Source organism: Bacillus sp. N6 (genome assembly GCF_052805735.1).
This window is the reverse complement of sequence record NZ_CM127843.1, coordinates 655,189-673,521: the sequence shown is the minus strand read 5'-3', so window position 1 is coordinate 673,521 and position 18,333 is coordinate 655,189. Positions and strand designations below refer to the sequence as shown.

At 36.9% G+C, this 18,333-nt stretch carries 17 protein-coding genes; 6 read left to right on the top strand and 11 right to left on the bottom strand.

From position 1 onward, the window contains the following. Positions 1 to 14 precede the first annotated feature (14 nt). From ACUXVC_RS03385 to ACUXVC_RS03355, 7 genes are all read right to left on the bottom strand, one after another. Positions 15 to 950 (bottom strand): ABC transporter permease subunit, encoded by a 936-nt coding sequence (locus ACUXVC_RS03385; protein ID WP_001074641.1) that lies wholly within the window; start codon positions 948 to 950, stop codon positions 15 to 17. Positions 951 to 952: 2 nt separating this feature from the next. Continuing rightward, positions 953 to 2,437, bottom strand: a complete 1,485-nt coding sequence (rbsA, locus tag ACUXVC_RS03380) for a ribose ABC transporter ATP-binding protein RbsA (protein WP_095691590.1) — start codon at positions 2,435 to 2,437, stop codon at positions 953 to 955. 18 nt (positions 2,438 to 2,455) lie between these two features. Beyond that, positions 2,456 to 2,851: a D-ribose pyranase gene (rbsD, locus tag ACUXVC_RS03375; RefSeq protein WP_000716151.1), complete on the bottom strand. Its 396-nt coding sequence runs from the start codon at positions 2,849 to 2,851 to the stop codon at positions 2,456 to 2,458. Then, on the bottom strand, positions 2,848 to 3,744 hold the full coding sequence (rbsK, locus tag ACUXVC_RS03370) for a ribokinase (RefSeq protein ID WP_001132865.1): 897 nt from the start codon (positions 3,742 to 3,744) through the stop codon (positions 2,848 to 2,850). The genes rbsD and rbsK overlap by 4 nt, the downstream gene beginning before the upstream one ends. A 13-nt stretch (positions 3,745 to 3,757) precedes the next feature. After that, positions 3,758 to 4,729 carry a ribose operon transcriptional repressor RbsR gene (gene rbsR, locus ACUXVC_RS03365; protein WP_000104051.1) on the bottom strand — a complete coding sequence of 324 codons (972 nt, stop codon included), beginning with the start codon at positions 4,727 to 4,729 and terminating at the stop codon, positions 3,758 to 3,760. 137 nt (positions 4,730 to 4,866) lie between these two features. Continuing rightward, positions 4,867 to 6,480, bottom strand: a complete 1,614-nt coding sequence (locus tag ACUXVC_RS03360) for an MDR family MFS transporter (protein ID WP_000437647.1) — start codon at positions 6,478 to 6,480, stop codon at positions 4,867 to 4,869. A gap of 19 nt (positions 6,481 to 6,499) precedes the next feature. Next, complete coding sequence (locus tag ACUXVC_RS03355; RefSeq protein ID WP_001132365.1) at positions 6,500 to 6,958, bottom strand: MarR family winged helix-turn-helix transcriptional regulator; 459 nt, start codon at positions 6,956 to 6,958, stop codon at positions 6,500 to 6,502. Between the two features lie 269 nt (positions 6,959 to 7,227). Here ACUXVC_RS03355 and glpT point away from each other — a divergent pair, with 269 nt between their 5' ends. The 6 genes from glpT to opp4A all read left to right on the top strand — a co-directional run bounded on the left by glpT (position 7,228) and on the right by opp4A (position 14,483). After that, positions 7,228 to 8,577, top strand: a complete 1,350-nt coding sequence (gene glpT / locus ACUXVC_RS03350) for a glycerol-3-phosphate transporter (protein ID WP_000466388.1) — start codon at positions 7,228 to 7,230, stop codon at positions 8,575 to 8,577. 281 nt (positions 8,578 to 8,858) lie between these two features. Continuing rightward, positions 8,859 to 9,878: an ABC transporter ATP-binding protein gene (locus tag ACUXVC_RS03345; RefSeq protein ID WP_090978411.1), complete on the top strand. Its 1,020-nt coding sequence runs from the start codon at positions 8,859 to 8,861 to the stop codon at positions 9,876 to 9,878. Then, positions 9,865 to 10,791 carry an ABC transporter ATP-binding protein gene (locus tag ACUXVC_RS03340; RefSeq protein WP_090978408.1) on the top strand — a complete coding sequence of 309 codons (927 nt, stop codon included), beginning with the start codon at positions 9,865 to 9,867 and terminating at the stop codon, positions 10,789 to 10,791. The genes ACUXVC_RS03345 and ACUXVC_RS03340 overlap by 14 nt, the downstream gene beginning before the upstream one ends. Positions 10,792 to 10,805: 14 nt before the next feature. Further along, positions 10,806 to 11,771: an oligopeptide ABC transporter permease gene (gene opp4B / locus ACUXVC_RS03335; RefSeq protein WP_064532045.1), complete on the top strand. Its 966-nt coding sequence runs from the start codon at positions 10,806 to 10,808 to the stop codon at positions 11,769 to 11,771. A gap of 18 nt (positions 11,772 to 11,789) precedes the next feature. Continuing rightward, positions 11,790 to 12,695, top strand: coding sequence for an ABC transporter permease (locus ACUXVC_RS03330; protein ID WP_446025917.1), 906 nt, complete (start codon positions 11,790 to 11,792; stop codon positions 12,693 to 12,695). Positions 12,696 to 12,707: 12 nt separating this feature from the next. Next, positions 12,708 to 14,483 carry an oligopeptide ABC transporter substrate-binding protein gene (gene opp4A, locus ACUXVC_RS03325; RefSeq protein ID WP_095691411.1) on the top strand — a complete coding sequence of 592 codons (1,776 nt, stop codon included), beginning with the start codon at positions 12,708 to 12,710 and terminating at the stop codon, positions 14,481 to 14,483. Between the two features lie 100 nt (positions 14,484 to 14,583). On the opposite strand, the gene ACUXVC_RS03320 is transcribed toward opp4A, so the two are convergent. From ACUXVC_RS03320 to ACUXVC_RS03305, 4 genes are all read right to left on the bottom strand, one after another. Next, positions 14,584 to 14,700, bottom strand: coding sequence for a DUF4027 family protein (locus ACUXVC_RS03320; protein ID WP_000834733.1), 117 nt, complete (start codon positions 14,698 to 14,700; stop codon positions 14,584 to 14,586). A 202-nt stretch (positions 14,701 to 14,902) separates the two neighbouring features. Further along, positions 14,903 to 15,325, bottom strand: a complete 423-nt coding sequence (locus ACUXVC_RS03315) for a universal stress protein (RefSeq protein WP_000278001.1) — start codon at positions 15,323 to 15,325, stop codon at positions 14,903 to 14,905. Positions 15,326 to 15,390: 65 nt separating this feature from the next. Further along, the gene (locus tag ACUXVC_RS03310) at positions 15,391 to 16,842 is read right to left on the bottom strand and encodes a SulP family inorganic anion transporter (RefSeq protein ID WP_095691412.1); all 1,452 of its coding nucleotides are present in this window, start codon (positions 16,840 to 16,842) and stop codon (positions 15,391 to 15,393) included. A gap of 156 nt (positions 16,843 to 16,998) precedes the next feature. Next, entirely contained in the window at positions 16,999 to 18,246 is a 1,248-nt protein-coding gene (locus ACUXVC_RS03305) for an ArsR family transcriptional regulator (protein ID WP_098126233.1), read from the bottom strand. Positions 18,247 to 18,333: the final 87 nt, after the last annotated feature.

Here is an 18,333-nt window from a genome sequence, read left to right as displayed (position 1 = left end):
GAACTGTCCCTCCATTACGCTTCTTTTCGGCGATCAATTAATACAGCTAGTAAGATTACAAGTCCTTTTACAACTTGTTGGAAGAAAGAAGATACACCTAATAAATTTAAACCGTTATTTAGTACACCGATAATTAGTACACCGATGAATGTACCAACAATCCATCCTCTTCCCCCAGAAAGACTTGTTCCACCTAATACAACTGCTGCAATTGCATCTAATTCGTAAGAAGTACCTGCAGTCGGCTGTGCAGAATCTAGTCGTGATGTTAAGACAATACCTGCAAGCGCTGCCAAAATTCCGGAAAGACCGTAAATCATTACTTTAATTCTCGTAACATTAATACCTGATAGTGCTGCTGCTTCTTCATTTCCACCAATTGCAAATGTACGACGGCCAAATGTCGTTTTCTTCAAAATGAAGTACAGTACTGCGAAAGCGATCATCATTGTAACAGCTGGTACCGGAATACCAAGAAAATAACCGCGGCCAAACATTTGGAACATTAAATGATCACCAAGACCAGTGATCGGACGTCCGTCCATATAAACAAGCGTCAACCCACGAAAAATAGTCATTGTTGCTAAAGTTGCAATAAATGGAGCTACTTTTCCTTTCGCAATGATGATACCGTTTACAATTCCCATTACAAGACCTGCTAATAGTCCAACTGCCATTGCAAGGAACGGATCCATGCCACTTGCCATCATTCCAGCAACAAGTGCACTTGATAATGCTAAAATAGAACCTACCGATAAGTCAATACCCCCTGTTAAAATTACAAAGGTCATTCCGAATGCAATAAGCGCATTAATCGATACTTGACGCAGTATATTAAATAAATTTGGAATTTCAATGAACGCTGGATTTAAAGCTGTAATTACGACGATAATTAATACTAAACCGATTAAAGAACCGAGTTGTTGTAATACATTCCCCTTCTTAGCCATCCTTACTCTCCCCCTGTAGCTAGTGCCATAATAGACTCTTGTGATGCCTCATCTTTCCCTAAAATGCCGCCGACTTTTCCTTCATGAATAACAAGAACTCGATCACTCATCCCTAAAACTTCCGGAAGCTCAGATGATACCATAATAACGGCATCGCCTTGCTCTGTAAGCTTATTCATGATAGAGTAAATTTCTTTTTTCGCTCCAACATCTACACCTCTTGTTGGCTCATCTAAAATGAGTAATTGCGGATGAATGCCTAGCCATTTTGCGATTACAATCTTTTGCTGATTTCCACCAGAAAGAGATTTCACTGCCTGCTCTCCGCTAGATGCTTTCACATTAAGAAGCTTCATCATATCTTCTGTAAACTGTTGTTCTAGCTCGTTGCTCAGAACACTTCCCTTTGAAAGACTTTCTAAATTCGGTAACGATAAGTTTTCTCGAATTGAGAAATCTAACACTAACCCTTCAGATTTTCTATCTTCTGTAATGAAAGCAATTCTTTGTCTAATTGCATCTATCGGACTATCAATCTTTACTTCTTGTCCATTTATAAAAATTTGTCCAGAATCTAAAGGTTCATAACCAAATATCGCTTTCATAATATCAGTGCGACCAGCCCCCATCAAACCAGCTACACCAAGGATTTCACCTTTCCTCACTTGAAACGAAACATTTTCAAATTTCCCTTTCTTCGCTCCGTTACGCATTTCAAAAATGACATCACCAATTTGACTATTTCGCTCTGGGTAACGTTCACCAATGCTGCGCCCCACCATCATACTCACTACTTCATCAAATGATGTTTCTGGAATTAATCTCTTTCCAACGTATTCTCCATCACGCAAAATCGTAATGGCATCACATATTGAGAAAATCTCTTCCATACGATGCGAAATGTACACGAATGAAACACCTTCTTTACGTAACTTATTGATTACTGTAAAGAGCGTTTCGATTTCACGATCCGTCAGTGCCGCAGTAGGTTCATCCATAATAATAACGCTCGCGTTTGTCATTAACGCTTTCGCAATTTCGATAATTTGCTGTTGTCCAACCGATAGTTCCTCTGCTAACATAGCACCTCTTACATGCAATCCTAGCTCTGCTAGTTGCTGCTGCGCAATCGCGTTCATTTGTCGAGTGCGTAAAATACCTGTTTTCCCATACATTAACTCTTTACCAAGAAACATATTTTCAGCTACTGTTAAATTCGGCAATATGTTTAGTTCTTGATGTATAAATGCGATGCCGTACTCTTCAGCTTCTTTCGCATTTTTAAAGGTGCGCTCTTGCCCATCAATCGTGATTGTCCCATCATCTTTTTTGTATACACCTGTTAAAATCTTCATGAGCGTTGATTTACCCGCTCCATTTTCCCCCATCAATGCATGGACTTCTCCTGTTTCAATCATAAACTGTGCATTCTTCAAAACTGGATTGCCATTGAACGCCTTTGAAATGTTTTTCATTTCAATATGCATTCCCATCACTTCCCTTTATTAAAAAATCACGCCTGCATGTAAAATTACATTTGCATAAGGCGTAGCCTCGCCTGTGCGAATAATCGCCTTCGCTTTCTTTGTATGCTCTTTAAATTGTTCATGAGATACATACTCAAATGCTGGCTCTATTAATTTTTGCTCGATCTCTTTATTTACTTCCGCATTATTTATAATGACTTCTTCTGCTAACGTCACTTTTTCGATTGCCATATCATCAGCTACAACTTGTAACACCTCTAAAAAACTCGGTTTTCCAATCTCAACAGCTAAATCAATTCGTTTTACTCCATCCGGAATCGGTAACCCGCAATCAGCAATTACAACCGTATCTGTATGCCCAAGTGAAGCAAGGACTGCCGCGATTTCACTGTTTAATACACCATGCTTTTTCATCCAACAATCACCTGCACTTCACGTACTCGATCTCTCGTTGGCATACCGCCCTGTGCTCCAAGTTTCGTTACAGAAAGACCACCGGCAATATTCGCGAAACGAATTGCTTTTTGAAGTGTCTCTCCTTCAGAAAGTGCAACTGCTAACGCACCATTAAATGTATCACCAGCTCCAGTTGTATCCACTACATCAACAGCAATGCTAGGAACATGTACAATCTCCGTGCCATTATGGAAACGAACACCGTTAGAACCTTCTGTCATCAATAATTTATTTGGATACTTCGCCAATAAATCTTCAATTGGTGATGTAAAATCATCTAATACAATGCGGCACTCATGTTCATTTGGCGTAATATAAGTTGCTTTTTCCAAAATTTCTTCTGATAAAACTTGTGCTGGCGCTGGATTCAACATAACAGGAATATTATGTTCCTCACAAATAGCCAATACATATTTTACTGTTTCAAGTGGAATTTCTAGTTGAAGAACAACCATATCCGCTTTTACAAGAAGGTCTTTGGAGCGATCTACAACTGACTTATTTACAAGAGCATTTGCCCCTTGTACGACAACAATACTGTTATCTTCTTCTGCTAAAACGATATGAGCAATTCCTGTCGTTCTATCTGTAACCGGTACCACATAATCGATAAAAATGCGTTCGTTCTCTAAATTTTTTCTAACTACTGTTCCATAATCATCATTTCCTACCGCTCCAACCATTGCTACATTTGCTCCTAACCTAGCTGCAGCAACTGCTTGGTTTGCCCCTTTCCCTCCTGGGATTGTATGAAACGCTTCACCAATTACTGTTTCTCCTGCTTTCGGCCGTTTTTTTGAAACAGCCACTAAGTCCATTGAAATGCTTCCTACTACTGCAATATTTGGCATCTGTTTCATCTCCTTACTTCGTTGTATTTCGTTCTATAATTTCAATCGGCAAACGATAGTGTTTCTCTTCTAATGTATTTCCTTCCATTTGCTCTAACAACAACTCTGTTGCAATTTTCCCCATTTCATATATCGGTTGTGCAACTGTTGTAATAGATGGATACATCATTTCTGTTAAAGAAATTCCATCAAATCCGATAATTTGTAAATCATCTGGAATGGCAATCCCCTTTTGAAGTGCAGCCTTTACAATACCAATCGCAATTAAATCATTCCCAGCAACAATACCATCAATATGCGGGTATTCTTCTAATAATTCCATCGCTACACGCTCACTATTTGCTGGCTCAAACGTACTCTCCGCAATCATATACGAAAGGTTATTTTGCGTAATAACGTCTACAAAACCTTCAAAACGTTCATTTGCAGTACTCACATCACGTGGACCGCGAATATGTGCAATATGTTTACATCCTTTATCTAGTAACAACTTTGTCGCAGCCTGACTTCCTGCATAGTTATCTGCATATACAGTAGGAATACGCTCATTAAACATACGGTCAATCGCAACAACCGGGACAGATAAATTCATGTAATTAACACTATTTTGTGGATTTGTTGCTACAATAAATCCATCTACATTATTTTGTCTAAGTACATCAATGTATTGTTTCTCTTTTTCTAAACTTTCATCAGAGTTACAAAGGACAACTGTGTAACCTTGTTTATGTGCTACATCTTCTACGGCACGTGCAACTTCTGGAAAGAACGGATTCACGATATTTGGAACAACTAAGCCAATTAAACGAGACTTTTTATTATACAGTGAACGCGCTACTGTACTAGGCTTATAATCTAACATCTCAATTGCACGCTCTACCTTTTTTAATGTATCTTCGTGAACATATCCATTTTTATTTAAAACTCTGGAAACGGTCGCAACAGATACTCCCGCTAATTTCGCAACGTCTTTAATCGTACTCATTCTCTTTTCTCCTCATTTCATGTAACCGTTTACAGAAAATAATATAACGTATTTCTAAAAATACGTCAATCATTTCTCACTAAAAAGCTTTTAAGGTTATACTCAAAAAAGCACCGCCATAAGGCGATGCTTCTTCATTACGAGTATGATACAGTTTTTTCTTTTTCTTCTACAGCAGGCTCTTCAGCATCTTTTTTACGATCTGATAGTTTAATTTTTTGTAAGAAAATCGTAAAGATGGCACCTACTACGATAAATACTAATCCTGTTAAGAATACAGTATGAAGCGAGTCTACTAAAGAGTTTTTCAAAATAGGTACAATGCTGTTAGCAAACGCTTCTGGCATTTGTTTTAATGCCTCTGGGCTAAATAGCATCGAATATAAACCTTGTGGATCTGTGTGAATCATATCTTTAAATTTCGTTACCATTTGTCCCGCTTCTTTCGGGAATGTATCTAATACAGGTACTAATTTATTTGTTAACGTTGTACCTGAAGTGTTATTCATAATTGATCCTAAAATTGTAATACCAAATGTTCCACCAATTTGACGGAAGAACTGACTTGATGACGTTACGACACCAAGGTCTTTTTTCGGGAAGCTTTCTTGTAACGCTAATGTTAATGTCGGCATTACAAGACCCATTCCTAAACCGATAACCATCATATAAGAAGTAGCTGTAAGCTTCGTTGTGTGCATATCCATCGTTGTTAATAACCAGAAACCACCGGCCATAATAAGCATACCTGCGATAATTTGTGGTTTTACACCAACTTTTAATACAAGTTGCCCACCGATAATACTCATTACAATCATTGTAATCATCATTGGAGTCATAATTGTTCCTGATTCAGCAGCACTTACTCCTACAATACCTTGCATGAAGAATGGTACGAACATAATCGCGCCGAACATTCCAATACTCATAAAGAATCCAATCGCATTCAGTATTGTAAATGTGCGATTTTTAAAGAAATGCATTGGTAAAATCGGCTCTTCAGCTTTCGTTTCAACAATAACAAAGCTAACGATACCAATTACAGCTAGTGCGAATAAACCGATAATTTGCCAAGAATCCCATGCATAATCTTTTCCGCCAAACGTTAGCGCAAGTAATAAACTTACAACACCTAGAATCATCGTAAAGATTCCAGCGATATCAATTTTAATTGGTCCTGTTTGTTTATGTGATTTTAATCCCATTGCAATAAAGATTGTTGCTAAAATACCAACCGGTAAGTTAATGTAGAATACCCATCTCCAGTTCACTGCATCTACAATCCAACCACCAACTTGTGGTCCAATTACAGAAGCAAGACCGTATAACGCACCAAAAATACCTTGCCATTTCGCACGTTCTTTTCCCGTGAACATATCTCCAATAATAATCATAGCCATTGGCATCATAATACCGCCACCAAGACCTTGAATACCACGGAAAATAATTAATTCTGTCATACCATTCGCCATACCACATAACGCCGAACCAATCATGAAAATAACTAGCCCTGTTATATATACGTTACGACGACCAAGTAAATCCGCTAATTTACCTGCAATTGGTACAACTGTCGTTGATGTTAACATATAAGCTGTCGTTAACCATGTCATTAAACTTAATCCGCCTAGGTCACCGACGATACGTGGCATTGCTGTACCAACAATTGTTCCATCTAATGCAGCAAATAGCATCGCGATTACTAAACCGATTAACAACAACTTTCTATTTTGATTTTCTTGTTGCTCCATGTAATCTCCTCAATTCCTCTTAGTTATTCTCTTTTTTCTCTTGTGTCCCGCAAATAATGGTTTCTAACTTCTCAAAGAGACGTAATAAATCTTCTCTTTCTTGCAACTCTAAATGTGAAAAGTATTTTGCAATATGCTCGTTGCGAGCTGTCATTGCCTCTTCTACTCTAGCTTTCCCCTTTTTCGTTAACTCGATGATGACAACACGACGGTCATCTTTGTCGTGATAGCGTTCTACAAGTTCTTGATCGATTAGACGATCAATCATCACTGTAATCGCGCTAGGCTTCACATACATCTTTTTTGCTAATGTTGTCGCTCTTGAAGCCCCATAATGATCTAAAATCTTTAAAATATAAAACTGCGGTGGTGTAAGTCCTGTTGCTTGCATTTGTTCTAATAACTCCGTCTGCATTTTCTTTCCAATCGAAAAGGCAAGAGCTTGAATTTTATCGATATGCGTCATATCATTTGGCATGTTATCCACCTCTTATTTAAACAATAAAATATTTAACGTATTTAAATATTAATCCCACGAACAAAATCCGTCAATACTTTTATTCATAAAAACGTTTACATTTTTGTCACAAAGTTGTATAATTTTCGACGAAGTTAATATTGACAGTCACGGAGAAACGGAGTACAAGGCTATGAATCATAAAAAAGGAAACTTTTTTATATTTCATGGCCTTTTTATATTCTCTGTCTTAAAACGCTTCGAATTAATTAGGGGAGGATTTTCATTTTATGTTTTTCACACAATTATTTAAACCTGCGCCCCACGCGGAACGCTTACCAGCTGATCGCGTTGATAGCGAATACCGTAAATTACGTTTACAAGTATTCTTAGGTATCTTCATCGGTTATGCAGGTTACTACTTTGTTCGAAAAAACTTTTCACTAGCAATGCCATACTTAATCGAACAAGGCTTTAGTAAAGGGGAACTTGGGGTTATCCTTTCAGCAGTATCTATCGCTTACGGATTAAGTAAATTCTTGATGGGTATCGTATCCGATCGTTGTAATCCTCGCTACTTTTTAGCAGCTGGGCTATTTTTATCAGGTATCATTAATATTATTTTCGGCTCATTTTCTTTCATTACAACGAGCATTATACTTATGTTTGTACTTCAGTTTTTAAATGGATGGGTACAAGGTATGGGATGGCCTCCTTGTGGTCGTACGATGGTTCACTGGTTCTCTATTAGCGAACGTGGTACAAAAATGTCTATTTGGAACGTCGCTCATAATGTCGGCGGCGCGCTTATGCCTTCTCTTGTAACATTAGGCTTATACTTCTTTGCAAATGACTGGAAAAGTATTTTTTACTTCCCAGGTATTCTTTCAATTTTAGTTGGTATTTATGTATTAATTACGATGAAAGATACGCCTCAATCTTGTGGACTACCTTCTATTGAAGAGCATACTGGAGAATATCCACCAGATGAGAAAATAAAAGATCGCGAACGCGAACTTTCGGCAAAAGAAATTTTATTTAAATACGTACTAAACAATAAGTTTTTATGGTACATCGCTATTGCGAACGTTTTCGTATATTTCGTACGTTACGGCGTTGTAGACTGGGCTCCTACTTATTTAGTAGAAGAAAAAAGCTTTACTCATAGTAGCTCACGTACTGCTTACGCTCTATATGAATGGGCTGGTATTCCAGGTACACTTCTTTGCGGATGGATGAGTGATAAACTATTTAAAGGACGTCGTGCACCTGCTGGTATTTTATTTATGGTTGGTGTATTTATCGCAGTTCTTGTTTACTGGTTAAACCCTCCTGGTAATCCAATGGTTGATAGTATCGCACTTGTCGCAATCGGATTTTTAATTTACGGACCGGTTATGCTAATTGGTCTACACGCTCTAGATTTAGCACCAAAGAAAGCTGCTGGAACTGCAGCAGGCTTAACTGGATTCTTCGGTTACTTAGGCGGAGCTGCTTTCGCTAGTGCCGCTATGGGCTTTATCGTAGATGCATTCGGATGGGATGGCGGATTTATCTTATTACTTGCATCTTGCATACTTGCAATGTTCTTCCTTGCCCTTACTTTAAATACAGGATCAACAAAACAAAAGCAAGCTTAAGTACAAATATTATACTTATCAAAAAAAGAGAGACCATTCTTTCCAGAATGCCTCTCTTTTTTCTACATATAAATCTTTTTTCTTACAAAAGATTTATTTTCCTCTCATATATATGTTAGCGCTTCCAAATTACTTCAACACCTAATACAACTGCATTCCACTTTTATATAAAAAGATTTTTGAATATTTTTTCAACTTACCCTTGTCAAACATTGTCAATTTATATTAAAATAACAACATACAAAATATTTAGTTTTTTCAGAAAAGATGGAGGGATAGCCATGAAGAATCCACTTCTTCGTATTGAAAACTTGCAAACTTCCTTTCGTATACAAGATCAGTATCATGCAGCAGTTGATGATGTATCCTTAACTGTTCATGAAAATGAAATTGTTGCTATCGTTGGTGAGTCAGGATGCGGAAAAAGTGCACTTGCCCTTTCCATTATGCGATTGCATAATGAAGCAAATACAAAATTACAAGGGCAGCTTAACTATAGAGATAAGGATCTACTAACCATGTCCGCCGCAGAGATGAATAAAGTACGCGGATCAAACATCGGTATGATTTTCCAAGAACCTCTTACAGCACTCGACCCTCTTATGACAGTTGGAAAACAAATCGAAGAAAACTTAGACTACCACACAAGCCTTTCAAAAGTTGAAAAGAAAGAACGCACCTTAGAACTACTCCATCAAGTTGGTATTCCAAAACCAGAACTTACATATAAACAATACCCACACGAATTATCTGGCGGAATGAGACAAAGAATTGTTATCGCAATTGCAATTGCTTGTAAGCCTGGACTCATCATTGCAGATGAGCCAACAACCGCTCTAGATGTAACAATTCAAGCTCAAATATTAGACTTACTAAAATCCATTCAAGAACAAACAAAAATGGGCATCATCTTAATTACACACGATTTAAGCGTCGTTGCCGAAACCGCCGATCGTATTGTCGTTATGTATGCAGGACAAGTTGTAGAAACAGGAACAGTAGAAGAGATTTTTAATAATCCTCTTCATCCATACACTCGTTCCTTATTAAATTCAATCCCGTCTGCATATGCAGAAAAAGAAAAGTTACACGTGATTCAAGGGGTTGTTCCTTCGTTGGCGAAGATGCCTCGCACGGGTTGCCGTTTCCAAGCTCGAATTCCATGGATTAGACCTGATCACCACGAGGAAAATCCAATTTTGCATGAAGTAAAGCCAGACCATTGGGTACGTTGTACTTGCTACAAGCATTTCAACTTCCAAGATAAGAAAGGAGATGACGTAACTCATGGCACTGCTTAAAGTAGACGATTTAAAAGTACATTTCCCAATTAAAGGTGGTTTCTTCGGACGCACATTAGATTACGTGCGCGCTGTCGATGGCGTAAGTTTTGAATTACAACCGGGTGAAACATACGGAATCGTTGGGGAATCTGGGAGCGGCAAATCAACAACTGGAAAAGCAATTATGCATTTAACGAAAGCGACAAATGGTAGCATTCATTTTAACAATAAAGACTTAACAAAGTTAAGTCGCTCTGAGCTACGTGAACAACGAAAAGATATTCAAATGATTTTCCAAGATCCCTATTCATCATTAAATCCGAAAAAACGTGTTCTCGATATTATTGCTGAGCCTCTTCGAAATTTTGAGAAGCTCTCACCTGATGAAGAACGTAGAACCGTTCAAGAGTATCTTAGTATAGTTGGATTAAACCCAGAATCTGTTTATAAATATCCACATGAGTTTTCTGGTGGACAAAGACAGCGAATTGGTATTGCACGGGCACTTACATTAAAACCGAAGCTTATTATCGCGGACGAACCTGTATCTGCACTTGACGTGTCGGTACAAGCTCAAGTTTTAAACTTCTTGCAAGATTTACAAGCTGAACTCGGACTAACATACTTATTTATTAGTCATGATTTAGGCGTAATTCGCCATATGTGTGACCGTATCGGTGTTATGTATCGCGGACGCATCGTTGAAGAAGCAACAAGTGCAGAAATTTATAATAATCCACAACATATTTATACGAAGCGTTTAATATCAGCTATTCCTGATATTCGTCCTGAAAACCGCGAACAACAACGTAAATTACGTCGTGAAGTAAGCGCTGAATACGAAAAATCATACGAAAACTATTTCAACGAAAATGGTCGTGCTTACGATTTAAAAACAATCTCGCCAACACACCGGGTGGCATTACCTTAAGGGAGTGATAAAACATGTGGAAGTTTATATTACGGAGATTTTTAGTGATGATCCCGCAATTATTCGTGTTAAGTATACTTGTCTTTCTACTAGCTAAAGCAATGCCAGGCGATGCCTTAACCGGCAGAGCAATGAATCCAAAAGCGGATCCAAAAGTAATTGAAGAACAACGTGAAAAGCTTGGATTAAATGACCCAGTTACAACACAATATGTTCGCTGGATTAAAAATGCAGTCCAAGGTGACTTCGGTATTTCCTATGCACACAAAATGAAAGTAACCGAATTAATTGGAGAACGCCTTGGAAATACAGTATCTTTAGCACTTGTTATTCTTATTCTTACTTATTTAATTGCCATACCACTAGGCGTTATAAGTGGGCGGTGGAATGATACATGGGCCGATCGACTCATTACCATTTACAACTATCTAGGTTTTGCTACACCACTATTTATATTTGCACTCGTTATGCTCTTCCTATTCGGATTTAAGTTTGCAATATTCCCAACCGGCGGTAGCGTAGATCCTCAAGTTGCAACAGGAACATTTGCTTACTATTTAAGCAAATTAAATCACATGCTACTACCAGCTTTATCAGGGGCATTAATTGCAACAGTTGGTACTGTTCAATATTTACGAAGCGAAATTATTGATACGAAACATAAAGACTTTGTGCGTACAGTAAGAGCAAAAGGTGTTCCAGAATCAAAAATCTATTCTAGACATATTTTACGCAATTCATTCTTACCAATTGCAGCCTTCTTAGGCTATGAAATTACAGGATTAGTTGGCGGTGCCATCTTCTTAGAAAGTATTTTTAGCTATCCAGGAATTGGACAACTATTTATACAATCTATTTCTCAACGTGATTTTAGTGTAATAACTGCACTCGTTATGTTTACTGGATTTGCAACGTTACTTGGAACTCTCCTTTCAGATATTATTCTAAGCATCGTCGATCCACGTATTCGTATTGATTAATGGAGGTGAAGAAACATTATGTTAGCAAAACCCGAAAAACAAACTGAAGTTATTCATTACGAAAAAAGCCCTTCCGGTTTCTCTATTATGTGGCGAGAACTTCGTAAAGATAAATTAGCAATGTTTTCACTTTTTTTCCTAGCAATTTTATTACTAGCAGTCTACGCAACATCTTTTATTATGAAACAAGAAGATATTGTACGAGTTGATTTATTCGCTATTTATGCTCCTCCCTCTGCTGAACATTGGTTAGGAACAGATTACGGAGGACGCGATATTTTCGGTCAACTTATTATTGGTACACGTAACTCATTTACAATTGGATTAGCAATTACTATTCTTTCTTGTTTAATTGGTCTTTCAATTGGATTAATTGCCGGTTATTTCGGAGGAACTATTGATAATATCATTATGCGCCTTATCGACTTTGTTATGGTTTTACCATTTTTAATGCTTGTAATTGTATTTATTACACTTGTTCCTACATTTAATATTTTCACTTTCATTTTAATTATGAGCGTGTTCTTATGGACAGGAAAAGCCAGATTAATTCGCTCAAAAGTATTAACTGAAAAAGAACTCGATTATGTCTCTGCATCTAAAACTTTAGGAACACCAAACTGGAAAATCATTCTTTTCCAAGTACTACCTAACTTAAGTTCAATTATCATTGTTAGCGTTACATTAAATCTTGCTGGAAACATCGGTATTGAATCTGGTCTAACTTTCTTAGGATTTGGTCTACCAGAAAGTACACCAAGCCTTGGTACACTTGTTAGTTATGCTAGAAATCCAGATGTATTACAAGAGAAATGGTGGATTTGGTTACCCGCATCAATCATGATTTTAACATTGATGCTGTGTATAAATTTTATTGGTCAAGCGCTACGCCGTTCGGCCGACGCAAGACAAAGAAAGGGATAAGGGGTGGAAGAAATGACAAATAAGCCAAAGTTTTTCAAAGTATTAAGTACACTTGCAGTTTCAACATTACTACTTTCAGCATGTGGGGGCAGTGGTGGTAGTGAAAAAACGAGCAGCACAAAAAAAGTAGATACAAATAAATTTAGTGCATCTGTTAAAAATGATAAAAAGGAAATTAAAGATGGTTCATTAACATATGGTCTTGTTTCTAACACACCATTTGAAGGACTTTTAAATTTCGCTGTATATGAAGGAGATCCTGATAACCAAGTCATTACAATTTTCGATGAATCTTTATTATCAAATGACGAAAACTGGGAATACACAAATGATGGCGCTGCTACATATGAAATTTCTGCAGATAAAAAGACAATTACACTAAAAATCAAAGATAATGTAAAATGGCATGATGGAAACCCTGTTACTGCTGAGGATTTAGAATACTCTTATCTAGTGATTGGTAGTAAAAAATATGCCGGTTCTCGCTATGACACTCAAATGCAAATGATTGAAGGTATGGAAGATTACCACAATGGAAAAGCAGAAAAAATTTCAGGTATAAAGGTGACCGATCCAAAAACAATTTCGATTACATTTAAAGAGCCGAATCCTTCAGTGAAAACTGGGCTTTGGGCATACCCTCTTCATAAGAAATATTTAGGAGATGTACCAATCGATAAATTAGCAGAATCTGATAAAATCCGTAAAAACCCAATTGGTTTCGGACCTTTTAAAGTGAAGAAAATTACTCCAGGAGAATCTGTTGAATTTGAACGTTTTGATGATTATTATGGTGGAAAACCAAAACTGAAAAGTATGGTTTTAAAAGTTGTTAACCCTTCCGTTGTTAACGCGTCCTTAAAAAATGGTGATATTGACATTGCTGAAGTAAGTGCAGATCAGTATCCAAATGTAAGTAAATTAAAAAATGCACAATTAGTCGGTAAAACCGATTTATACTATAGTTATATCGGCTTTAAATTAGGCCATATGGATAAAGAAAAAGAAGAAGTAGTGATGGATAAGGAGAAATTTAAAGATGTTCGTGTACGTCAAGCGATGGCGTATGCTATTGATCGAAAAGAAATTGGCGAAAAATTATATCACGGCCTACGTTATCCGGCTAACTCACCAATCCCACCATCTCTACCAAAATATCATAACAATAAAATTGGTGCCTATGATAAAGATGTAGAGAAAGCTAAAAAGTTATTAGATGAAGCTGGCTATAAAGATACGAACGGGGATGGATTCCGCGAAGACCCGAATGGTAAAGAATTTAAAGCTAATTTCTTATCAATGAGTGGTAGCGATGTAAGTGAACCACTTGCAAAATTCTTTATTCAATCTTGGAAAGACATCGGTCTAAAAGTAGAGCTTCTTGATGGTCGCTTACATGAATTCAACTCATTCTACGATATGATTAAAAAAGATGATCCAAAAGTTGATCTTTTTGCGGCAGCTTGGGGAACTGCATCTGATCCAGATCCTTCTGGTATTTGGGCTAAAAATGCAGCGTTCAATTACACACGTTGGGCTACTGACAAAAACACAGAATTATTAAAACAAGGTATTTCTCCAAAAGCTGCTGATGAAAAGTACCGTAAAGATGTCTACGATAAATGGCAAAAATTAGTTCATGATGAAGTACCATTAATTCCACTTCATTATAAATTTGACCTAAAAGGTGTAAATAATCGCGTAAAAGATTACAAATATACACCAGAAGATCAATATAAGTGGGGTAAAGTTAGCGTAACGAGCGATAAAGCAGAAACAGAGAAATAATAAAATAGCTCCTGGCACTGAGATACATGCCAGGAGCTATTTTTTATTTACAATCCTTTTCTTACTATTTATAACAACCAATTCCTTCCCTACTATAAAATCAAAAAATTTGATGAAACACCTTTATTAAAACAGCTAACGTAACAGATGCAGCAAATCCTCCTAGACAAATTAAGCTTACCCCTTGACTATATGACAAATTTTGAAATGATTTCATTGCTTCCATCCTCCCTATCTCCCCTTTGATACTTTTATTTTACCAATGGGAAAAATTTCATAACATCGATTTCTCTAACAACTAACTTACAAATTTGTAAGTTAACATCTTTTCAACTTATATATCTAGTATTTCCACAAATGAGAGTTATTTATACATAAAAAAGACCTCAGCTATACTAAGGTCTTCATTACATTCTTTTTTATTTTATAATCATCACCGGACATTTCACTCGTTTTGCTATTTTATGACTTACACTACCAAGTACCATTTCTTGCAGTGTATTTAATCCTCTACTTCCCGCTATAACAAGATCTATATCTCCTGTATTTACATATTGAACAATTGTATCTCCAGGATCACCATGTAATATCGTAATTGTATAAGATATGTTCTCTTTCTTTAATAAAACTTCAATCTCTTTTAATTTATCTTTTCGACTAGCCGATATTGTTTCTAAATCTGTTTGACCTTGTATAATATCTGATTTTGCCGTTCTATTATCTACTACGTACACAACTTCAACATTTGTTTCTTCGCTACATTTCGCAATATATGTTGCATGTTCCGCTGCTCGAAGTGCATGTTCAGAACCGTCACATGCTAATATAATTTGTTTGTACATATGCTGAATCCCCTTTTCGTTATCCTACTCGTATTATATAATAAAGCCCCCTAAAAAGGAGGCTTTTAACTAGCAATTCTGTTATTATAAGTAGCTAAATTTGCAACAAGTTTTGAGCTACGTTCATTTAATCCTGCTATACTTACTTTCACACCACTTTGCTCATACTTCATGATAACTTTATCAATTGATGCCACCGCTGAATCATCCCATACGTGCGCATGAGTAAAATTCATTTCAATTTCTTTTACATCTTCATTAAATGAAAAATTATTTATGAAATCGGCTGTGGATGCAAAGAAAAGTTGACCGTGAATTTCGTATATTTTCTTATTTTCAATATATAAATGTTTCACGTGAATCTTTGCCATATTGAATGCAAATAACACCGCACTAATTACTGTTCCGATAATTACACCTACTGCTAAGTTATGTGTAATTAGGACAATCACAACTGTTACGATCATAACAAATGCGTTTCCTTTTGGTACTTTATGAATCGTTGTTACAGAGTTCCAATCAAACGTTCCGATTGAAACCATAATCATAACCGCAACTAAAGCTGCCATCGGAATATGAACGACATAATCTCCTAAAACGAATAGTAATACGATTAAAAATCCGCCCGCTACAAATGTTGATAGGCGACCTCGTCCACCTGATTTAATATTAATAACAGATTGACCGATCATTGCACATCCTGCCATTCCTCCGAAAAATCCAGCAACGATGTTTGCGATCCCTTGTCCGCGTGCCTCTTTATGCTTATTACTTTCTGTATGCGTCATATCATCTAAAACTGAAGCTGTTAATAAAGACTCTAGTAAACCAATGATTGCAAGCATAACTGCATAAGGTAAAATAATCCCTAATGTTTCTAATGTAAATGGCACATCAGGAATACTAAAGAACGGTAATTCTTTCGGCAGGCTTCCCATATCCCCTACTGTTTTCAACTGTAATCCGCTCATAAGTGCAATGCTCGTCACAATAATAATTGAAATAAGCGTAGAAGGTACAACCGTTGTAATACGTGGAAATAAATATATAATTGCAAGTCCTAATACAACGAGTGCATACATTTGCCAAGTTGCATTTTTAAAATGCGGTAATTGCGCTGTAAAAACTAAAATTCCAAGTGAATTTAAAAAACCACTCATAACAGATTTCGGAACAAACTTCATAAATGAGCTCAGTTTGAACACGCCAAAAATAATTTGGACGATACCTGTTAATATTGTTGTAGCAAATAAATATTGCAAACCATAATCTTTAACAAGCGTTACCATTAATAATGCCATTGCACCTGTTGCAGCTGAAATCATTCCAGTCCTTCCGCCAACAAATGAAATGGTAACCGCAATACAAAAGGCTGCGTATAGTCCAACTGTCGGATCCACGCCTGCAATAACAGAGAAGGCTATCGCTTCAGGGATTAATGCTAAAGCAACGACAATTCCTGATAACACGTCCCCTCTCACATTAGAAAACCAATCATTTTTTATCGTTTGAAACAAAATACCACTCCTCTACTCCTTTATAATTTGATTTTCTCCATAAGAAAATCTAGCCGACTGCACGAAAGCAATTATATAACGAGTAGAAGATTTTTTGCTATGTAAAAGTTTCCTAAAGAAAAAGACGCTACCTTAGTAGCATCTTTTCTCATTTCATTAATGTCCACCGTGTCCTTGACCACTTTCCTGAACAATTTCTAACCTCTCATCTAGTATTCCTTGTGTTTCAAATGAAATATCACTCGTACTTCCTAATAAGAAACCGTGATTATATGGTCCAAGTGTTGGATCATCTTTAAACTTCGTCTGAATGCTTGCAAGGAAGTCATACACTGGTTGTGAAGCTTTACCTTCTTCTAATAATACAACAGGTGCGTGTTTACCCATATGTGAAAAAGGTGCCCCAGCAACTGCTAAATCTGGTGTTTTGCTTGAAACAAATGACACACCGTGACCAGGTTTTGTGAATCCCCAGCCAAATTTTGTTTTTTCATCTTTAAACTTCGCAAATGCGATAGAATTTTCTGTTGGAGTCTCACCGCTAATACGCGTTACTTTCCCGTATTTGCTTAACTCTTTTTCTACTTCTTTTGAAACGATTTTTTCTGGTCCTAGTACATATATATTTGCTTTATCTTTTCTCATTTTTAATGCCTCTATTGTCGCTTCTGGCACTTTATCCTTTTCTGTATAGAGTAGTGGTTCCGGCATATGAGAAATCCAGTTTACAGCGGGTGTTGTATATAAGCGTCCTTCTTCTGCAGATGAACCGATAATAACACTATTTGGGTAGCTTCCTGTTATATCGGCATACTCCTTATCAACGTCTTTCGCAAATATAGCTGGGTCCGTTTCTTTTATTTGTTTTACTTTATAACCTTTTAATTGTTCAAGCGCGCTAGTACCTACATCCCCCATCACCATAATTTGTGTTCCATCTTTCGTTCCGATTGGATTTAATCGTTTTATTTCTTTTAACGTCATTTCCGGTATCTTTTCTTTTTCTATAAATAAAATCGGTCCGTTATTCGGATGATGAATAAGGTCTGCACTCGCAATACCTAATTGCCACTCGCTTGCTGGTACTAAAATAACAGCACCCGGCTGGTTCTCTTTATGGGTTGCTGGCCATATCGTTTGCGAAGTTAACACTGCCATTTGCAGGGGATCATTTGTATTTAACCTCGTCACATTTTTTAAACTTGTCGTTAATAAATCATACGATGCCCCTTCGTTCATTTCTTTTGGCGCCGTTACCTCCTGATTCATTTTCATTTCCTTTTGCTCTATTTTTTTCTCTTTTGTAGATTCATGGTTTTTATGGTCTGTATTCGTTTGTCCGCATGCAGCAAGACCAACTGCTGTAATTATTGTTATCCCAAAAATTCGGGTCATTTTTTTCACTATACCGCCTCCGTATTAATCATTTTTGAGCCAATATGATTACCTAAAATGTAATTTCAACTCCACAATAACAAGCAATTCTGAAGA

Excerpts from the sequence above, each read along its gene's own strand:
- ACUXVC_RS03385 (WP_001074641.1), bottom strand. The coding sequence starts at position 950 with ATGGCTAAGAAGGGGAATGTATTACAACAACTCGGTTCTTTAATCGGT.
- rbsA (WP_095691590.1), bottom strand. The coding sequence starts at position 2,437 with ATGCATATTGAAATGAAAAACATTTCAAAGGCGTTCAATGGCAATCCA.
- rbsD (WP_000716151.1), bottom strand. The coding sequence starts at position 2,851 with ATGAAAAAGCATGGTGTATTAAACAGTGAAATCGCGGCAGTCCTTGCT.
- rbsK (WP_001132865.1), bottom strand. The coding sequence starts at position 3,744 with ATGCCAAATATTGCAGTAGTAGGAAGCATTTCAATGGACTTAGTGGCT.
- rbsR (WP_000104051.1), bottom strand. The coding sequence starts at position 4,729 with ATGAGTACGATTAAAGACGTTGCGAAATTAGCGGGAGTATCTGTTGCG.
- ACUXVC_RS03360 (WP_000437647.1), bottom strand. The coding sequence starts at position 6,480 with ATGGAGCAACAAGAAAATCAAAATAGAAAGTTGTTGTTAATCGGTTTA.
- ACUXVC_RS03355 (WP_001132365.1), bottom strand. The coding sequence starts at position 6,958 with ATGCCAAATGATATGACGCATATCGATAAAATTCAAGCTCTTGCCTTT.
- glpT (WP_000466388.1), top strand. The coding sequence starts at position 7,228 with ATGTTTTTCACACAATTATTTAAACCTGCGCCCCACGCGGAACGCTTA.
- ACUXVC_RS03345 (WP_090978411.1), top strand. The coding sequence starts at position 8,859 with ATGAAGAATCCACTTCTTCGTATTGAAAACTTGCAAACTTCCTTTCGT.
- ACUXVC_RS03340 (WP_090978408.1), top strand. The coding sequence starts at position 9,865 with ATGGCACTGCTTAAAGTAGACGATTTAAAAGTACATTTCCCAATTAAA.
- opp4B (WP_064532045.1), top strand. The coding sequence starts at position 10,806 with ATGTGGAAGTTTATATTACGGAGATTTTTAGTGATGATCCCGCAATTA.
- ACUXVC_RS03330 (WP_446025917.1), top strand. The coding sequence starts at position 11,790 with ATGTTAGCAAAACCCGAAAAACAAACTGAAGTTATTCATTACGAAAAA.
- opp4A (WP_095691411.1), top strand. The coding sequence starts at position 12,708 with ATGACAAATAAGCCAAAGTTTTTCAAAGTATTAAGTACACTTGCAGTT.
- ACUXVC_RS03320 (WP_000834733.1), bottom strand. The coding sequence starts at position 14,700 with ATGAAATCATTTCAAAATTTGTCATATAGTCAAGGGGTAAGCTTAATT.
- ACUXVC_RS03315 (WP_000278001.1), bottom strand. The coding sequence starts at position 15,325 with ATGTACAAACAAATTATATTAGCATGTGACGGTTCTGAACATGCACTT.